This window comes from Pseudomonas sp. Tof1 (assembly GCF_055390395.1).
The window spans coordinates 3,755,030-3,767,844 of sequence record NZ_AP024344.1; the positions used below are offsets into that span (position 1 = coordinate 3,755,030).

Annotated in this window: 15 protein-coding genes and 1 tRNA gene; 10 read left to right on the plus strand and 6 right to left on the minus strand. The window is 60.2% G+C overall.

Translation table 11 applies throughout. The features are described 5' to 3' along the window. Positions 1-25: 25 nt before the first annotated feature. Entirely contained in the window at positions 26-1,135 is a 1,110-nt protein-coding gene (locus tag ACZ5KU_RS16855; RefSeq protein ID WP_464735891.1) for a hypothetical protein, read from the plus strand. A gap of 65 nt (positions 1,136-1,200) precedes the next feature. Here the strand turns inward: ACZ5KU_RS16855 and ACZ5KU_RS16860 are convergent, their stop codons facing one another. After that, positions 1,201-1,845 (minus strand): hypothetical protein, encoded by a 645-nt coding sequence (locus ACZ5KU_RS16860; protein ID WP_464735892.1) that lies wholly within the window; start codon positions 1,843-1,845, stop codon positions 1,201-1,203. 91 nt (positions 1,846-1,936) lie between these two features. Here ACZ5KU_RS16860 and ACZ5KU_RS16865 point away from each other — a divergent pair, with 91 nt between their 5' ends. After that, complete coding sequence (locus ACZ5KU_RS16865) at positions 1,937-2,686, plus strand: GIY-YIG nuclease family protein (RefSeq protein WP_464735893.1); 750 nt, start codon at positions 1,937-1,939, stop codon at positions 2,684-2,686. A gap of 20 nt (positions 2,687-2,706) precedes the next feature. On the opposite strand, the gene ACZ5KU_RS16870 is transcribed toward ACZ5KU_RS16865, so the two are convergent. After that, complete coding sequence (locus ACZ5KU_RS16870; protein WP_464735894.1) at positions 2,707-2,892, minus strand: hypothetical protein; 186 nt, start codon at positions 2,890-2,892, stop codon at positions 2,707-2,709. A gap of 112 nt (positions 2,893-3,004) precedes the next feature. On the opposite strand from ACZ5KU_RS16870, the gene ACZ5KU_RS16875 reads away from it, so the two are divergent. From ACZ5KU_RS16875 to ACZ5KU_RS16910, 8 genes are all read left to right on the plus strand, one after another. Then, positions 3,005-3,775 (plus strand): phosphoadenosine phosphosulfate reductase domain-containing protein, encoded by a 771-nt coding sequence (locus ACZ5KU_RS16875; protein ID WP_464735895.1) that lies wholly within the window; start codon positions 3,005-3,007, stop codon positions 3,773-3,775. A 410-nt stretch (positions 3,776-4,185) separates the two neighbouring features. Further along, positions 4,186-4,371, plus strand: a complete 186-nt coding sequence (locus ACZ5KU_RS16880; RefSeq protein WP_464735896.1) for a hypothetical protein — start codon at positions 4,186-4,188, stop codon at positions 4,369-4,371. Positions 4,372-4,912: 541 nt separating this feature from the next. After that, positions 4,913-5,701 carry a hypothetical protein gene (locus tag ACZ5KU_RS16885; RefSeq protein WP_464735897.1) on the plus strand — a complete coding sequence of 263 codons (789 nt, stop codon included), beginning with the start codon at positions 4,913-4,915 and terminating at the stop codon, positions 5,699-5,701. Positions 5,702-6,066: 365 nt separating this feature from the next. Further along, positions 6,067-6,498, plus strand: coding sequence for a hypothetical protein (locus ACZ5KU_RS16890; protein WP_464735898.1), 432 nt, complete (start codon positions 6,067-6,069; stop codon positions 6,496-6,498). A gap of 49 nt (positions 6,499-6,547) precedes the next feature. Then, positions 6,548-6,883 (plus strand): hypothetical protein, encoded by a 336-nt coding sequence (locus ACZ5KU_RS16895; RefSeq protein ID WP_464735899.1) that lies wholly within the window; start codon positions 6,548-6,550, stop codon positions 6,881-6,883. A 68-nt stretch (positions 6,884-6,951) separates the two neighbouring features. After that, positions 6,952-7,512, plus strand: coding sequence for a hypothetical protein (locus tag ACZ5KU_RS16900; RefSeq protein WP_464735900.1), 561 nt, complete (start codon positions 6,952-6,954; stop codon positions 7,510-7,512). 37 nt (positions 7,513-7,549) lie between these two features. Next, a complete protein-coding gene (locus ACZ5KU_RS16905) occupies positions 7,550-7,786 on the plus strand; it encodes a DUF4224 domain-containing protein (protein ID WP_054064311.1) in 237 nt (78 codons plus the stop codon). Positions 7,787-7,789: 3 nt separating this feature from the next. Beyond that, the gene (locus ACZ5KU_RS16910) at positions 7,790-8,857 is read left to right on the plus strand and encodes a tyrosine-type recombinase/integrase (RefSeq protein WP_054064312.1); all 1,068 of its coding nucleotides are present in this window, start codon (positions 7,790-7,792) and stop codon (positions 8,855-8,857) included. Between the two features lie 100 nt (positions 8,858-8,957). Here the strand turns inward: ACZ5KU_RS16910 and ACZ5KU_RS16915 are convergent. The 4 genes from ACZ5KU_RS16915 to ACZ5KU_RS16930 all read right to left on the minus strand — a co-directional run bounded on the left by ACZ5KU_RS16915 (position 8,958) and on the right by ACZ5KU_RS16930 (position 12,782). Next, positions 8,958-9,031: transfer RNA gene (locus ACZ5KU_RS16915), tRNA-Cys, on the minus strand. A 158-nt stretch (positions 9,032-9,189) separates the two neighbouring features. Continuing rightward, a complete protein-coding gene (locus ACZ5KU_RS16920) occupies positions 9,190-10,656 on the minus strand; it encodes an FAD/NAD(P)-binding protein (RefSeq protein WP_464735901.1) in 1,467 nt (488 codons plus the stop codon). 14 nt (positions 10,657-10,670) lie between these two features. After that, positions 10,671-11,438, minus strand: coding sequence for an ABC transporter ATP-binding protein (locus ACZ5KU_RS16925; protein ID WP_054059304.1), 768 nt, complete (start codon positions 11,436-11,438; stop codon positions 10,671-10,673). Positions 11,439-11,441: 3 nt separating this feature from the next. Beyond that, positions 11,442-12,782: an ABC transporter substrate-binding protein gene (locus tag ACZ5KU_RS16930; RefSeq protein ID WP_054059303.1), complete on the minus strand. Its 1,341-nt coding sequence runs from the start codon at positions 12,780-12,782 to the stop codon at positions 11,442-11,444. Positions 12,783-12,815 lie beyond the last annotated feature (33 nt).

Consider the following 12,815-nt stretch of genomic DNA (forward strand, 5'->3'; position numbering starts at 1 on the left):
GCGGCAACTGAATGGGAAAAGACCTATGCCACAGATCAACCGCAGCGCCAGCATCATCTTCGGAGATGCCGAGATCATCATCCGCGAGCAGCACCCTGGTCGTCAGTCATGGGATCAAGAGAAGGCTTGGGAGCGCGAGTATCGCAACCAGGTGCTGAAGCGCATAGTGCAGACCCTGAACCGCCTGGGCTGGACCTGCGCCATGCCAGAGCTGCGTGAGCGCGACAAACCCGACCATTACGGTATCGCGGAGAACTTCCGGCGCAACGAGCGTCTGTGCAGCAAGGGAGACCTCAAGGCCGATCTGAAGCTGTCTGGCGCGACGATCACCTTCCAGATGTTCCAGAACGTGAATGCACCTGATCGTCCCGACCATGACGGTCGGTACCAGCGCGATAAGGAAATGCACATGCCCTACGTCATGCGCCTGGAGATGGAGCGTACCCGCCGACGCATTCGCACCTATCTCTGCAACGTGTTCAGCGGCTACTACTTCGACGAGGAGTGGATGCGCCAGCATGAGCGAAAAGTCGGACCAGGCCACCTCACCGCCTTGGAGCGCGTCCAACTCCACTACGAAAGCAGCATGCACTTCAAAGGGGTCGACTGGGACAAATACAAGGCCGGCTCGTGGATGAGCGGTAATGTGGAGTCAGCAGATGGCTCTGTGCTCGAGCATGGGCAAACCGTCTGGTTTACCGATCACAAAGGCCGCTGGCAGCGTGGCCAGGCGCTCTACAACATCAACAACATGTGGTGGGTCATCACCGGCCCGTACAGCTACACCAACCTCTGGTGCGGTGAACTTCATACAGTGCCACCCGAGCTGCCCATGGTTAAAACGAACCTAACTCGGCGGCGGAAGCGTCTGGAGACACTGATGTCCAAGGCAGCGGCCGAGCTGGACTTCAAACGCGCCGAGGTTCTGAAGAACATCCTGTTCCCGCCTGACCAGGCGCTGTACATGATCTGGAGCGACCGCCACGGCGGGGCCTACTTCGGTCCGAGCTACAGCGGCTACACCAGCGACACGAACAAGGCTGGCAAGTATACCCGCGCAGAGCTGAAGCCCTACCTGGGCGATGCCGACGAGAAAGACCACCTCCGCGCCGTACCGGTTCGGAATGTCGCCTGACCCTCCTGCGACGCCCGAGAGTACGCTACCCGTTCAGTGAGTAAGCCGAACGGTGCCGCGGTAAACTAAGGGCGGAATTTTTCCATCAACATTTGCTCAAGCTCGGCTCTGGTTGAGGCATATAGGTGCCGAGCAGATTCAGTAACGTCACGTGCCCCTAAAAAGAACTCCTGCTCACTCCCACTCTCTGCAGCATCGGCAAATAGCATGGCTATTTTGATGGGATCATCAACCGATCGCTTGTTAAAAACGTTTGAAGATCCGACAAAATTTTCTGCTTCGGCAGTAGTTAAAAAAACTAACGCCGTGCTCCATGCCCTATTGTAAATTTCCAATACTTCAAGCCATCTCCGGCGAGCCTCATCCTCTGCATTTCGACGCACCTCAATGTCTTCAGCGGAGGCGCCTTTAAGTAGGCAATAGCACCTCTCCTGAAGCGCCAATAGGTAAGCCCTGAAAAGATGTAACGAGGTTGCCGCATCCTTCAGTTCCCGTAGCGCTTTGAACCTTTCGGTGTGTTTGAACTGCGAACGCCAACCGGTGAGCGCGATGACGGCTACTACCGCAGTAACGGAAGTAGCTAGAAAGCTCAACAGCTCAAATGCAGCTCTAATTTGGGTTGAAGTGTCTTGCGAAGTTTGCATGCCGAGGCCTATCGCAAGCCCGAACAACACCAACAGCAGACATCCCCCTAGCACGACCCTGTCCATTTTGCTTCCCCTGCAAGAAAGCCGGGAAGCATATCACCGCATTTCAAAGATGACCGCCACCCGGCGCGGGCGGCGCCCGCATGGAGCACCCATGACAAAGTTCTATTACCAGATCAAAGGCCGGTACCCGGCCACGAATACGTTCGGCGAGACACACTGGTCCTGGCCACCAGTGTTCAGCGGTATGGTTGAGGCAAGCGACAGCAAGGGTGCCCGTGGCGCCGTTGAAGAGATGTACCAGCGCAAGTTCCCTATGCGGGTGCTGAAGAAGGACATGGAGCAGAACGAGTACCTGCTGCACATCCAGCAGATCGGCGAGCACGACACCTACCTCCTGAGCCGGTTCGAGGACAAGGCGTGCAAGGAGTGCGGCACGGTGTTCAAGCTGATCGACAAGTACAACGACCCCTATACAGAGACGAAGAGCCACGACTACTGCACCGAGGCGTGCCAGAAGGCCGCGGTCGGGCGTGAGCTTTCGGAGTTCCGCCTGGCGAGCGAGGGCCGGTCACCGCCGGTGATCTACCAGGTGCGGCAGAAGTCTACCGGCCGAGTCTACGTCGGCCAGACCACCCAGCCGTTCACCCTTCGCTGGTGGCAACACCTGAGCAAACCCAGCGAGTGCAAGTTCCACACGGCCCTGGGCAGCACGGACATCACCGACTGGGAATTCTCGGTCCTCGAGGTGATCGTCTATCCAGACGAGTGCAAGGACCGGGCGACCTACATCACCCAGCGGGAGGCCTATTGGGTCGACACGCTGTCGGCGGTAGAGACCGGGTTCAACACCGTTCGGCCATCAGCGGCGACGGCACATGCCGCCCAGGCGGTGCTGCTATAGAGTGCCAATCGGAAGAAAATCTACCTGTCCAACTCAAGCCGATAGTCAGCGCCAACCCCAAAGCGGAAAAGGACCTCCTTGGGGGCATGGATCGAGAAGAACACCCAGTGCCCTGTTCCGTCTGATTTTGGTTCATTGTCAGCAATGTATCGGGACACCTCGCTCTCAGATATTCCGAGAGCCTCCGATAGTTCTGTCTGGGTCATCTTCCGCAGTTCACTCACAGCCCTGCCCCTCCCCCGGCTCCATGCCGGCCATCAATCAATAGCCCACTTCAACGAATCACGCCAGCCGGTGTCGGCAGGCGCCTGGATGCCTATGGAAAACAACGAGCTTGCCCCCACAGCCGAAACCGTCACGCAGTTCACCGCCCCTGACATTCTGTTCGTAGCTAACCACTCCGGCGGAAAAGACAGCCAGATCCTGCTGATCAACCTGCTCAAGGTGGTGCCGGCCAGCAACATCCTGGTGGTGCACGCATCACTGGGTCCGATGGAATGGCCGGGCGCCATGGAGCTGGCCCGTGACCAGGCGGCGCAGGACAAGCTGCCGTTCATTGTCGCCGAGGCAACAAAGACCCTGCTGGAGATGGTAGAACGTCGATTCGAGAGCCGGCCCGAGGTTCCGAGCTGGCCCTCTGCGTCGACGCGCCAATGCACCAGCGACCTGAAGCGCGGCCCGATACAGCGCGAGGTGCGCCGGTACGCCAAGGCGAACGGTTTCAAAACCATCATCAACTGCTTGGGGCTGCGTGCTCAGGAATCACCTGGACGGGCCAAGCGCAAGGTGTTCAGTCGAATGTCGATCAGCAACTCAGTCCTGACTTGGTACGAGTGGCTGCCGGTGCATGAGATGAAGACCGATGAGGTGTTCGCCGGGATCGCAGCGGCCGGACAGAAGCCGCACTACGCCTATGCCCTGGGCAATGATCGCCTGAGCTGCGTGTTCTGCATCATGGCAAGCAAGAGCGACCTGAGGAACGGCGCCAAACATCAGCCAGAGCTGCTGCAGCAGTACGACGCGCTGGAAAAGCGAACCGGCTACACCATGCACATGAGTCGGGTCCCACTGGTCGAGCTGGCTGCCTGAGAGGTCATAACCTACTGAGCTGGACGCCCCTAGTAATCATGAGCAGGAGTTACATCAATGGTCGTAAAGGTCGCCCCGTATGCAAGCAAGTGTGACCTGCACTCATCCAGGGTTTGACTGTTTCTCGTCGACGGGTAGTAAACGGTGGCGGCCTGAGGTGAAGGCCTGCAGAAGTGGCTGATCTCCCAGTAGTAGCGGCCCACGTGAGGCGGCAAGTCTTCAGAGTAAGAGACGCGCCCCTTAACAAGGTGGTCCAGGCCCTCGACACGAAATACATGCTCTTCAATGACTCGGTAAGTTTTCACGGTCATTCCTGTTCTCCTTCGGCCCTATGCCGAGCCATCAACCAATAGCCCATAAACCCTAATCACGCCACCCCGGCGAGGGAGGCGTATGCCCTGGAGATCACCATGCAAGCAGTCATTTACGCTGGCCTGCGAAACGGCCAGCGCGACCAGGCAATCTACGACGCCCTGATGTGCAAGCACGTCAAACAGGTGGCCGAGGAATTCAAGCTCGCGCCAAACACCATTCGGGCCGCCGCAAAGCGGATTGAGAACGTCACCGTCTTCGATCTGACCCTCATGGGGGGGTAAACCGATCCCTGTCGGAAAGGTTGCTGCCGACTGCTTCAACCAGGCAGCCCTGGGCGCCTACCGAAACTACCGCGGGACCTTCCAAAACCTCGACCTCCCCTGCTGGGTGATCACCGACGGCTCGCAGAAGATCGAGGTGATCGAGCTTCGCAAAATCGACGCTGGCGAAATCGCACCGTAATGCGATCACCTGTTCTGCGAGCGATCAACTATCAGGTCATGTATTGATGCCTCGGGCTGGGAAACTACGGGTGCTTGTCCTGATCTTGATTGCGTCGCCAGGTATTGCTGAGTTCTGACTGTATGAAAAACACGATTAGCCTTCTGCATATCCTTAAGCAGATGTCGGTTTACCGAGTAACGGCCACATGACGGACATTTGAAGTCGTAGAAGTTGCCTACCGGAAAAGCCTTGTCAGCGCTCCCATTGCACACAACACATACAGCAATGCTCATATCCACCTCCCTGCGAATGACCATTCAACTGTAGCTGATCCCTTCAAACAACCACCGACTGGGTGTCGCCCAGCGAGGTATCCCCATGCCCACAGAAAACCAATCCAGCAACACCGAGAAATCGCTGACATTCACCGAAAATTCCCTCACCACTGCTCTGGAAGGCGTCCAGGCCCTCCATGAGATCGGCTGCGAGCTGATAGCTGGAGCTGTTTTTCAGCAGGCCGTCGACCATCACCAGGGTAAACCGGTGGGCTGCGATCACGAATGGACCGACGACGGAGAGTTCCTTCTCGTCTGCACCAACTGCGGTGCGCAAGAGGATCACAACCCAGGCTGGCGGGACATGGAGACCGCGCCGCGTGACGGCTCCATGCTGCGCCTGCTCGTCGAATTCACCGACCACTCGACCGAAGACGAGGAACAGGCTGCCACCATTGGCGCCAACAACTTCGACAACGACGGCGAGGATCGCTGGCAATTCGCCGGCTGGTGCTGGGATCACGACCACTTCACCGAGGGCAAGGGGAGTCCGGTCGGCTGGCTGCCGATGCTCGATCCTCCCAAGTCCACAAGCAGCGGCGAGGTCGAGTTGCTGAAGTCAGACCTGCGCATCGCCAACGACACCGCCGCCCTGGGCGTGAAGATGCTGGCCGAGCGGGAGGCGCTCCTCGATCGCCTGCGCAACCACTTGATCGCCAAAGGCGTGCTTGGCGAATTTGGGCCGGAGCTATTCCAAATCCTGAACATCGAAGCCCCTGAGCGAGCAGCCAGGCCGCCAGCGCAGAGCCGAGCGCGCCAATCAACTAAAGCAGAGAGACTACCCCTGTATCAACTGGATACCCAAGGGTGGGACTTGAAATCAAAAAGCTGAGCCAGGAATCAAAGGACCTACGGTGACACTCAACTGCAGCATCCCAGAGAACGCCCTCCACCTCGTCCGATGCGATCAAAACCATCAGTCTTGAGTTGCAGGCCTCCAAATCAAGGAGGTGTCGGTGAGCGTTTAACCGAAAATCATCTTTGCTACACATTGGACAGATGCCCCCAAAGGACTGACTCGGAATTACGAGTCGATGTTCCTGTGGAGCCACTATGACATCAAAGTGGTAAAGCCACACCAGAATGTCAGACGTTTCGTATTCATTTCCCTATCAGGAGTACATTTGTACTCCTTCCGCTGTAACTCCTCTACCCCCCCATTTCAGCCGCGGCATAGCGGCAAGGACAAGTGCGCCCATGGAAAAGAAAAAGCTTGGCCCGGACCATTATCGCTACGTCGACGAGCTCGACCCGAAAGGCCTGGAAGTCACCTGCAAGAAGTACGTGGTCATCGGTGAAACCGAGCAGTGCTGGTACATCGTTGATGAGTTCCACGAAAACCTATTCAGAGGCTCGCAACGTGAATCCCTGCTGAAGCAGCACCGCAAGCGCGTACTGAAGGATGGCGGGGAGTACGGACGGCGATTCGCATACACCGACAAGGCTCTGGCGCTGCGCTCTTACAAGCAGCGCAAGTCCTGGCAGATCCGACATGCCCAGCTTTCACTTGAACGAGCCCAGGCCGCCATCGCGTATTTCGGCGATACTCGGACTGAGAGCACCGTTCCACCTGACCGCCTGATGGTTCCTTGCGAATTCATCCAGGGCATGAACTGGAGCGAATGCTGATGATCGCCCTCGCCTACATGGCCTACCTGGTCTACAGGGGGCCAAGGCCATGAGCGAACACAGCACCAGAGAATTTTACTCTGTCGATCAGGCCTCCCGGCATGCCGCTGAGTGGTGCAGGCGCCATCCGGCATGGCGCCGGATCTGCGATATTCCCGATAGCTCTGTGTTTTATAAAACCTACGACGAGATTCCGAAACGAGAGCGCGCCTACTGGGAAGAGAACGGTGGCGAGGAGTGTTGGCGGGAGTTCGGGGCCTCAGAAAGCAAGGTGCAAACGGGGTTCATCTCCGGGAAGGGTGAGTTCTTCGACCACGTTCTCAAAGTCCCCCTCCATCACAACATGATGATGGTTTTCCGCGTTGGCAGAAGCTGGAAGCCATAAACCCTCAGCAATTCCATCCCCTCACAAACAGCCCGCCGTCCACCGTGCGGGCCAGGAGCCCTATTGCCATGATCATCGACGACGTCATGACCGACAAAATCACCCTGCACGGATTGGGCTTCGTGCAGGTGCAACTACAGGGCGATCAGCGCCTGCATGTCTGGCATCCCGAACTTCCACGGCGAGCCTGCTTCGAGCACTCGGCCATTCACGACCATCGCTTCAGTTTCACGTCCAAGGTACTGATCGGAACTCAGATAAACCACAGCTACCGGTTGCTGAATGATGTCGACGGGGAATTTGTGTTGTATCTGCACGAAGGTAAGCGCCAGGCCGGCGGAGGCCGACCGTGGACACCTGACGGGCGAGCCAACTTGCTTCACGAACGCACATCGTCGATTGAAGCCAGCAGCCACTTCAACACCTACTACGTCGAAGCCTACGAGTATCACCGCACAGAACCAGGTGGCGATGGTCGCGTGGCAACTGTCATACAGAAACACACCGAGCACCCCCTCGGTGCCCACTCGACCTGCCTCTATGGCATCGCTCCCGACACCAACTTCGACCGCTACCAGTGGCCAGCCTCACGGCTCTGGGAAGTCGTGTACGACGTGCTGATGTCCTGAATACACATCTGCCGCCGCCGGCGGCCTGGAGACAAACATGGAAATTCAAAGCGAAACGCTCGCCGAGGAAGAGCTCGCGGCGATCACCGGGTATCACCTGCCTGGGAAACAGATTGCATGGCTTGCCAACAACGGATGGCAGTACGTGCTGACTGGCGCCAGGCGCCCAGTGGTCGGTCGGGTGTATGCCCGCCTGAAGCTGGCCGGCGTGAAGCCCTCGGCCACAAACGCCGTAGCAGAAACATGGACATTGGATCTTTCGAGGGTGAGCTAAGCGATGGCAAGGAGGAAGGCGGCAAATCTAGACCTGCCGCCGAGAATGATTCGGCGGATACGGACGTTGAAAAGCGGGAAGGTCCTGACGTGTTACTACTATTGCGGCAAGACCCCAGAGGGGAAAAGGGTTGAAACCCCTTTGGGGACGAACCTCGATGAGGCGAAGGTCGAATGGGCTCGACTCGACAGGAAGGCCGTGCCCAAGCCTGTTCATCTGATGGACCGTCTTTTCGACGAGTATGAAGGCAGGGTAATGCCTGGCCTGAAGAAGGGAACGCGGGACGACTACACGAAAGGCTTGAAGAAACTGAGGGAAGCGTTCAGCGGCGCGCCAGTTGAAGCGATTACGACTCAAGTGCTGGCCCAGTACAGGGATGGCAGGACCGCGAAGGTTCGGGCAAACCGCGAACTTGCCCTGCTCTCCACGATCTTTACGCACGCCCGCGAATGGGGCTTCACGACGCAGGCGAATCCCTGCCTGGGCCTGCGTCGAAACAAGGAGGTGCCACGCGACTTCTACGCCGGCGAGGCTGTGTGGGATGCGGTTTATGCCGTGGCGCCTCAGGAGCTGAAGGATGCCATGGACCTGGCTTACCTGACTGGCCAGCGGCCAAGCGACGTCATCAAGACATCGAGCCTCGACCTAAACAATGGATTCCTGAGCATCGTCCAGGGAAAGACGGAAAAGCGCCTGCGAATTCGGCTGCACGATGGCGAGTCGGAATCAGCCTTGAGCCGATTCATCGACGAGCTTCTCGAAAGGAAGAACCTGGCCGGAATCAAAAACTCGATCCTGATAACCAATCAGTCTGGTTTGAGAATGAGCTACCCGATGCTGCGCAACCGGTGGGACGAGGCTCGAGAAAAGGCTGCTTCCATGGCTGCGGCGGATGGTGATGATGAGCTGGCGGCGACGATCAGGAAATTCCAGTTCCGGGATATCCGACCAAAAGCAGCGAGCGAAATCGAGGACATCGGGCACGCAAGTCGACTGCTTGGGCACTCGAAGGAAGAGATGACGAAGAAGGTCTATCGTCGCGTTGGCGAGATCGTCAGCCCAACCAAATGAACCTACGATGCGGAAGCGATGCATTTATTTGCGGAAGCGATTGCCATATCGCAGGCAAAGAAAAAGCCCCGTAGACGCTAATCTACGGGGCTTTGAATAGTGGAGGCCGAGGTCGGAATCGAACCGGCGTAGATGGATTTGCAATCCACTGCATAACCATTTTGCTACTCGGCCTCAGGGTCGAATCGAGCGCCCTTGCAAGCGGTGCCTGCCGCAACTCCTTGATTCTTCAGCGATCGCTACGTTGCCGTCCGTGCTGATGGCGCGCATTATGTCCTAGTTGAATGACACTGGCAACCCCCTGAATTCTAAATATTTTTTATTTTTCTGGATCAGCCCTCACCCTGCTCCCGAGCCGCCAATTGCACCAGCCGCGCGGCCAGGGCCTTGGCCTGGATCGCCACGTCGGTCACTGCCGTGCTCTCCCACCACATGCCACGCAACGGCGGGCCCATGGCGAACAGCCGTGTCGAAACATCGCCTTCGCCATCCACCACCGCACCACCAGCATCCGCCGCAATCCCCAGGGCCAATGGCCCGGGCCGAATCAACCCGCGCGCCAGCAGTTGCTGCGGCAACGGACGATCCACCCGGCGCCAGTCGTATTCGATACCGGTGGAGTTGATCAGGCCTACACCGCTGACGGTCACGGTCTGTGACTCGCCCCGTGGCCGGATGATGATGCTCACCTGCCCATCCCGCACGTCGCCCAGCCCCTTGAGCGAAGCCGCCTCGATGGTCAACCGCCCTTCCCTGTGCAGGCGCTCCACCAGTTCGGCGCTCAGCGGCGGCGAGCGGTGGTGATGGCTTTCCCACCAGGGCCGCACATGACGCACGAACTGCCGGCGCTGAACGTCGGTGGCCTGGCTCCATAACCGGCCGATATGGGCACGCACCGTGTCCAGGGGCGCCTGCCAGTCGATACCGGCCTCAATGGCCTCGATACACTGCCGGCGCACTTCGCGCAGCAGTTGCAACGGGCTGCGAAGGCTGTGGTCAGCCGCCAGGAAGTCGACCCAGGTCGGCGGCTGGCGGCGAACATGGGGCAGCAGGCCGTGGCGGGAGAAGACGCGGATCGGCCCGCGATGGCCAGCCTGTTCCAGGGAGACCACGGCATCGACCATGGTCAGGCCGGAGCCGATGATCAGGACCGTGCCTTGAGGGTCGAGGCGCGACAGGGTGGCGACGTCCCAGGGGTCGACGGCGGCGGCGTTGAGGCCGCTGGATTGTTTCTGGCGGGTGCGCGAGGCCGGGAACATGCCGGTCGCCAATACCGCATGGGCGCCGTGCAACGGCTGACCATCGGCCAGTATCAGGCGCACTCCGTCGCTGTCGCTGTGCAGGTCGACCACTTCACCGTGCACATGCTCGGCGGTCGAGCCCCAGGCCGCGCCCTGCTCCCGCGCCTCGGCCAGGCGTTGCTGCACGTAGAGGCCGAAGAGGCCCCGGGGCATGAACAGTTCGCTGACCGGCACGTGCTGCTGGTCCGACTCCGGCCAGCCGCCCTGGGCAATATAGGCCGTGAGCCACTGGGTGAGGTCGTCGGGGTTGTCCGGGTCGACGCTCATGCGCGCCGCGTTGCCGTTCAAGGTGTGGCCCAGTTCCGTGGCGCTGTAGGCTTCGCCGCGGCCGAGTTCGGCCCGCGGTTCGACGATCAGCACCCGCCGCCGCCCCGGCAGGCGCAGCAACTGCACCGCCAGCATGGTTCCGCTCAAGCCACCGCCGACGATCAGTACGTCAGCCTGCTCCGCTGCCGGCGGGATGGCGTGTGTCGCCTGTCCGCTCAGGACTTCACTCATTCTTCGCTCTCTTGTCAGTGCCTGCCCAGGTAGAAATCCTGCAGGTCGCTCCGGGCCAGCAATTCGTCCGACGTTCCGCTGAGCACCACCCGGCCAGTGTCGAGCACATGGCCGCGAGTGGCGTATTTCAACGCTACGTTAATGTTTTGTTCGGCAATCAGGAAGCTCACCTGTTGCTCGCGGTTGAGCTGGGCGACGATCTCGTAGATCTCTTCCACGATAATAGGCGCCAGGCCCATGGATGGCTCGTCGAGCAAGACTAAAGTCGGCCGGGTCATCAGCGCCCGACCGATGGCGACCATCTGCTGCTCGCCACCGGAGGTCAGCCCGGCCTGGGTCTTGCGCTTGGTTTTCAAACGCGGGAACCAGGCATACAGCCGTTCCAGGTCGTCCTGCAGCTCACGGCGGCTGAGGCCGCGGACGAAACCGCCGCTGCGCAGGTTGTCTTCCACCGTCAGTTGGCCGAACACGTGGCGCCCCTCCAGCACATGCACCAGGCCGTCGCGCACGCGCTGGTTGGGCTCCACCGCCAGGCTGTCCCGGCCCTGGAAGTGGATGCCGCCGCGGGTCACCTGCGCACGCTCGGCGCGTACCAGCCCGGAGATGGCCTTGAGGGTGGTGCTCTTGCCGGCGCCATTGGCACCGAGCAAGGCCACGATGCCGCCCCGCGGCACGCTCAGGGACACACCGGACACCGCGAGGATGCTGCGGTCGTAGATCACCTCGATGTCCTCGACCTGCAGCAGTGGCGCCAAGCCCGTTTCAATCGCCGCTTGGCCCATGGCTCACTCGCCTGCCGCGCAGGTGCGCGGGGTCAGGTTCTTTTCCTTGGCGAAGGCCGCCGACTTTTCGTCGATCAATGGCCGCAGCAGGGCGCGGTCGGCGGCGATCCAGTCGCTGACCAGGCTCCAGTGCGCGCCATCCCATTGCTGCACCCGCGCCGAGCCGCCGCCTTCGTGGTCGCTGCAGGACAGCTTGAGGTTCTGCATCAGGCCGTAGAAGCCCATGGCCTTGAGCCGGGCATCGTCGATATCCAGGTGTTCCAGACCCCAACGGCCCTCCTCCCCGTGCAGTGGCCGCTTGCCGAACTTGCCCTGGCCGGTGCGGATGGCCTCCACGGCGATGGCGGCGTTCACCAGGCCGGAGTTGTAGTACACGCTGCCAAAGTTGCTCAGGTCCTTGAGGTCGCTCTTGCCCTTGTCGAGAATGTATTGCTTGAGGCGCTTGTGGATCTCGAAGTCAGTCCCCGCCGGGTACGGCGTCAGCGCCAGGTAGCCCTTGGCCGCGGCGCCGGCCGGCAGCACGTCCTCGCTGGAGCTGGCCCAGATGTCGCCGATGATATGGTCGACCGGGAAGCCGAAGCGCGCGGCGGTCTTGACCGCCACCGGGGTCGATACGCCCCAGGTGCGCAGGAACACCCAGTCCGGGTTGAGCTGGCGCACCTGGCGCCATTGCGCCGATTGCTCGTTGCCGGGATCGGCCACCGGGATCTGGATGTTCTCGAAGCCGTACTTCTCTGCCAGCAACTTCAGCGGGCCGAGGGTTTCACGGCCGTAGGCCGAGTCGTGGTAGACGGTGGCGATCTTCTTGCCCTTGAGCTTGTCGAAGCCACCTTCGCGCTGGGCGATGTAGTTCACCAGGGTCGAGGCTTCGCTGTAGAAGGTCAGCATCACCGGGAAGTTGTAGGGGAACACCTTGCCGTCGGTGGCTTCGGTGCGCCCGTAGCCGAGTGTGATCAGCGGGATCCTGTCGACTTCCGCGCGCTCGCTCAAGGCATAGGCCGCCGGCGCGCCATTCGGCTGGTAGACCGCCACCGGCGCGCCATCCAGGCCGTTCTTGAAGCGCTCGTAGCACTCGATGCCCTTCTCGGCGGTCCACTCGGTCTCGCACTCCTGCCACACCAGCTTGACGCCGTTGATGCCGCCCTCGACCTCGTTGATGTAGTTGAGGTAGTCGATCATCCCCGCCCACACCTGCACGCCGCTGGAGGCGTAGGCGCCGACCCGGTAGGTGGCCAAGGGGAAGAACTGCTGGTCCGGCGAGGCCTGGGCCAGGGGTGCCGCCGCACCGAGGATGCTCAGGGCCAGGGCGGTGGCGGTCAGTGAACGCTTGAACAATGCACGCATGGTCGAATCGGTCTCCAGGGATGTCGGGTCGGG

What these genes read in the sequence shown, in the direction of transcription:
- ACZ5KU_RS16890 (WP_464735898.1), top strand. Translation starts at nt 6,067, where the DNA reads ATGGAAAAGAAAAAGCTTGGCCCGGACCATTATCGCTACGTCGACGAG.
- ACZ5KU_RS16880 (WP_464735896.1), top strand. Translation starts at nt 4,186, where the DNA reads ATGCAAGCAGTCATTTACGCTGGCCTGCGAAACGGCCAGCGCGACCAG.
- ACZ5KU_RS16930 (WP_054059303.1), bottom strand. Translation starts at nt 12,782, where the DNA reads ATGCGTGCATTGTTCAAGCGTTCACTGACCGCCACCGCCCTGGCCCTG.
- ACZ5KU_RS16875 (WP_464735895.1), top strand. Translation starts at nt 3,005, where the DNA reads ATGGAAAACAACGAGCTTGCCCCCACAGCCGAAACCGTCACGCAGTTC.
- ACZ5KU_RS16905 (WP_054064311.1), top strand. Translation starts at nt 7,550, where the DNA reads ATGGAAATTCAAAGCGAAACGCTCGCCGAGGAAGAGCTCGCGGCGATC.
- ACZ5KU_RS16865 (WP_464735893.1), top strand. Translation starts at nt 1,937, where the DNA reads ATGACAAAGTTCTATTACCAGATCAAAGGCCGGTACCCGGCCACGAAT.
- ACZ5KU_RS16870 (WP_464735894.1), bottom strand. Translation starts at nt 2,892, where the DNA reads ATGACCCAGACAGAACTATCGGAGGCTCTCGGAATATCTGAGAGCGAG.
- ACZ5KU_RS16855 (WP_464735891.1), top strand. Translation starts at nt 26, where the DNA reads ATGCCACAGATCAACCGCAGCGCCAGCATCATCTTCGGAGATGCCGAG.
- ACZ5KU_RS16860 (WP_464735892.1), bottom strand. Translation starts at nt 1,845, where the DNA reads ATGGACAGGGTCGTGCTAGGGGGATGTCTGCTGTTGGTGTTGTTCGGG.
- ACZ5KU_RS16920 (WP_464735901.1), bottom strand. Translation starts at nt 10,656, where the DNA reads ATGAGTGAAGTCCTGAGCGGACAGGCGACACACGCCATCCCGCCGGCA.
- ACZ5KU_RS16910 (WP_054064312.1), top strand. Translation starts at nt 7,790, where the DNA reads ATGGCAAGGAGGAAGGCGGCAAATCTAGACCTGCCGCCGAGAATGATT.
- ACZ5KU_RS16900 (WP_464735900.1), top strand. Translation starts at nt 6,952, where the DNA reads ATGATCATCGACGACGTCATGACCGACAAAATCACCCTGCACGGATTG.
- ACZ5KU_RS16885 (WP_464735897.1), top strand. Translation starts at nt 4,913, where the DNA reads ATGCCCACAGAAAACCAATCCAGCAACACCGAGAAATCGCTGACATTC.
- ACZ5KU_RS16895 (WP_464735899.1), top strand. Translation starts at nt 6,548, where the DNA reads ATGAGCGAACACAGCACCAGAGAATTTTACTCTGTCGATCAGGCCTCC.
- ACZ5KU_RS16925 (WP_054059304.1), bottom strand. Translation starts at nt 11,438, where the DNA reads ATGGGCCAAGCGGCGATTGAAACGGGCTTGGCGCCACTGCTGCAGGTC.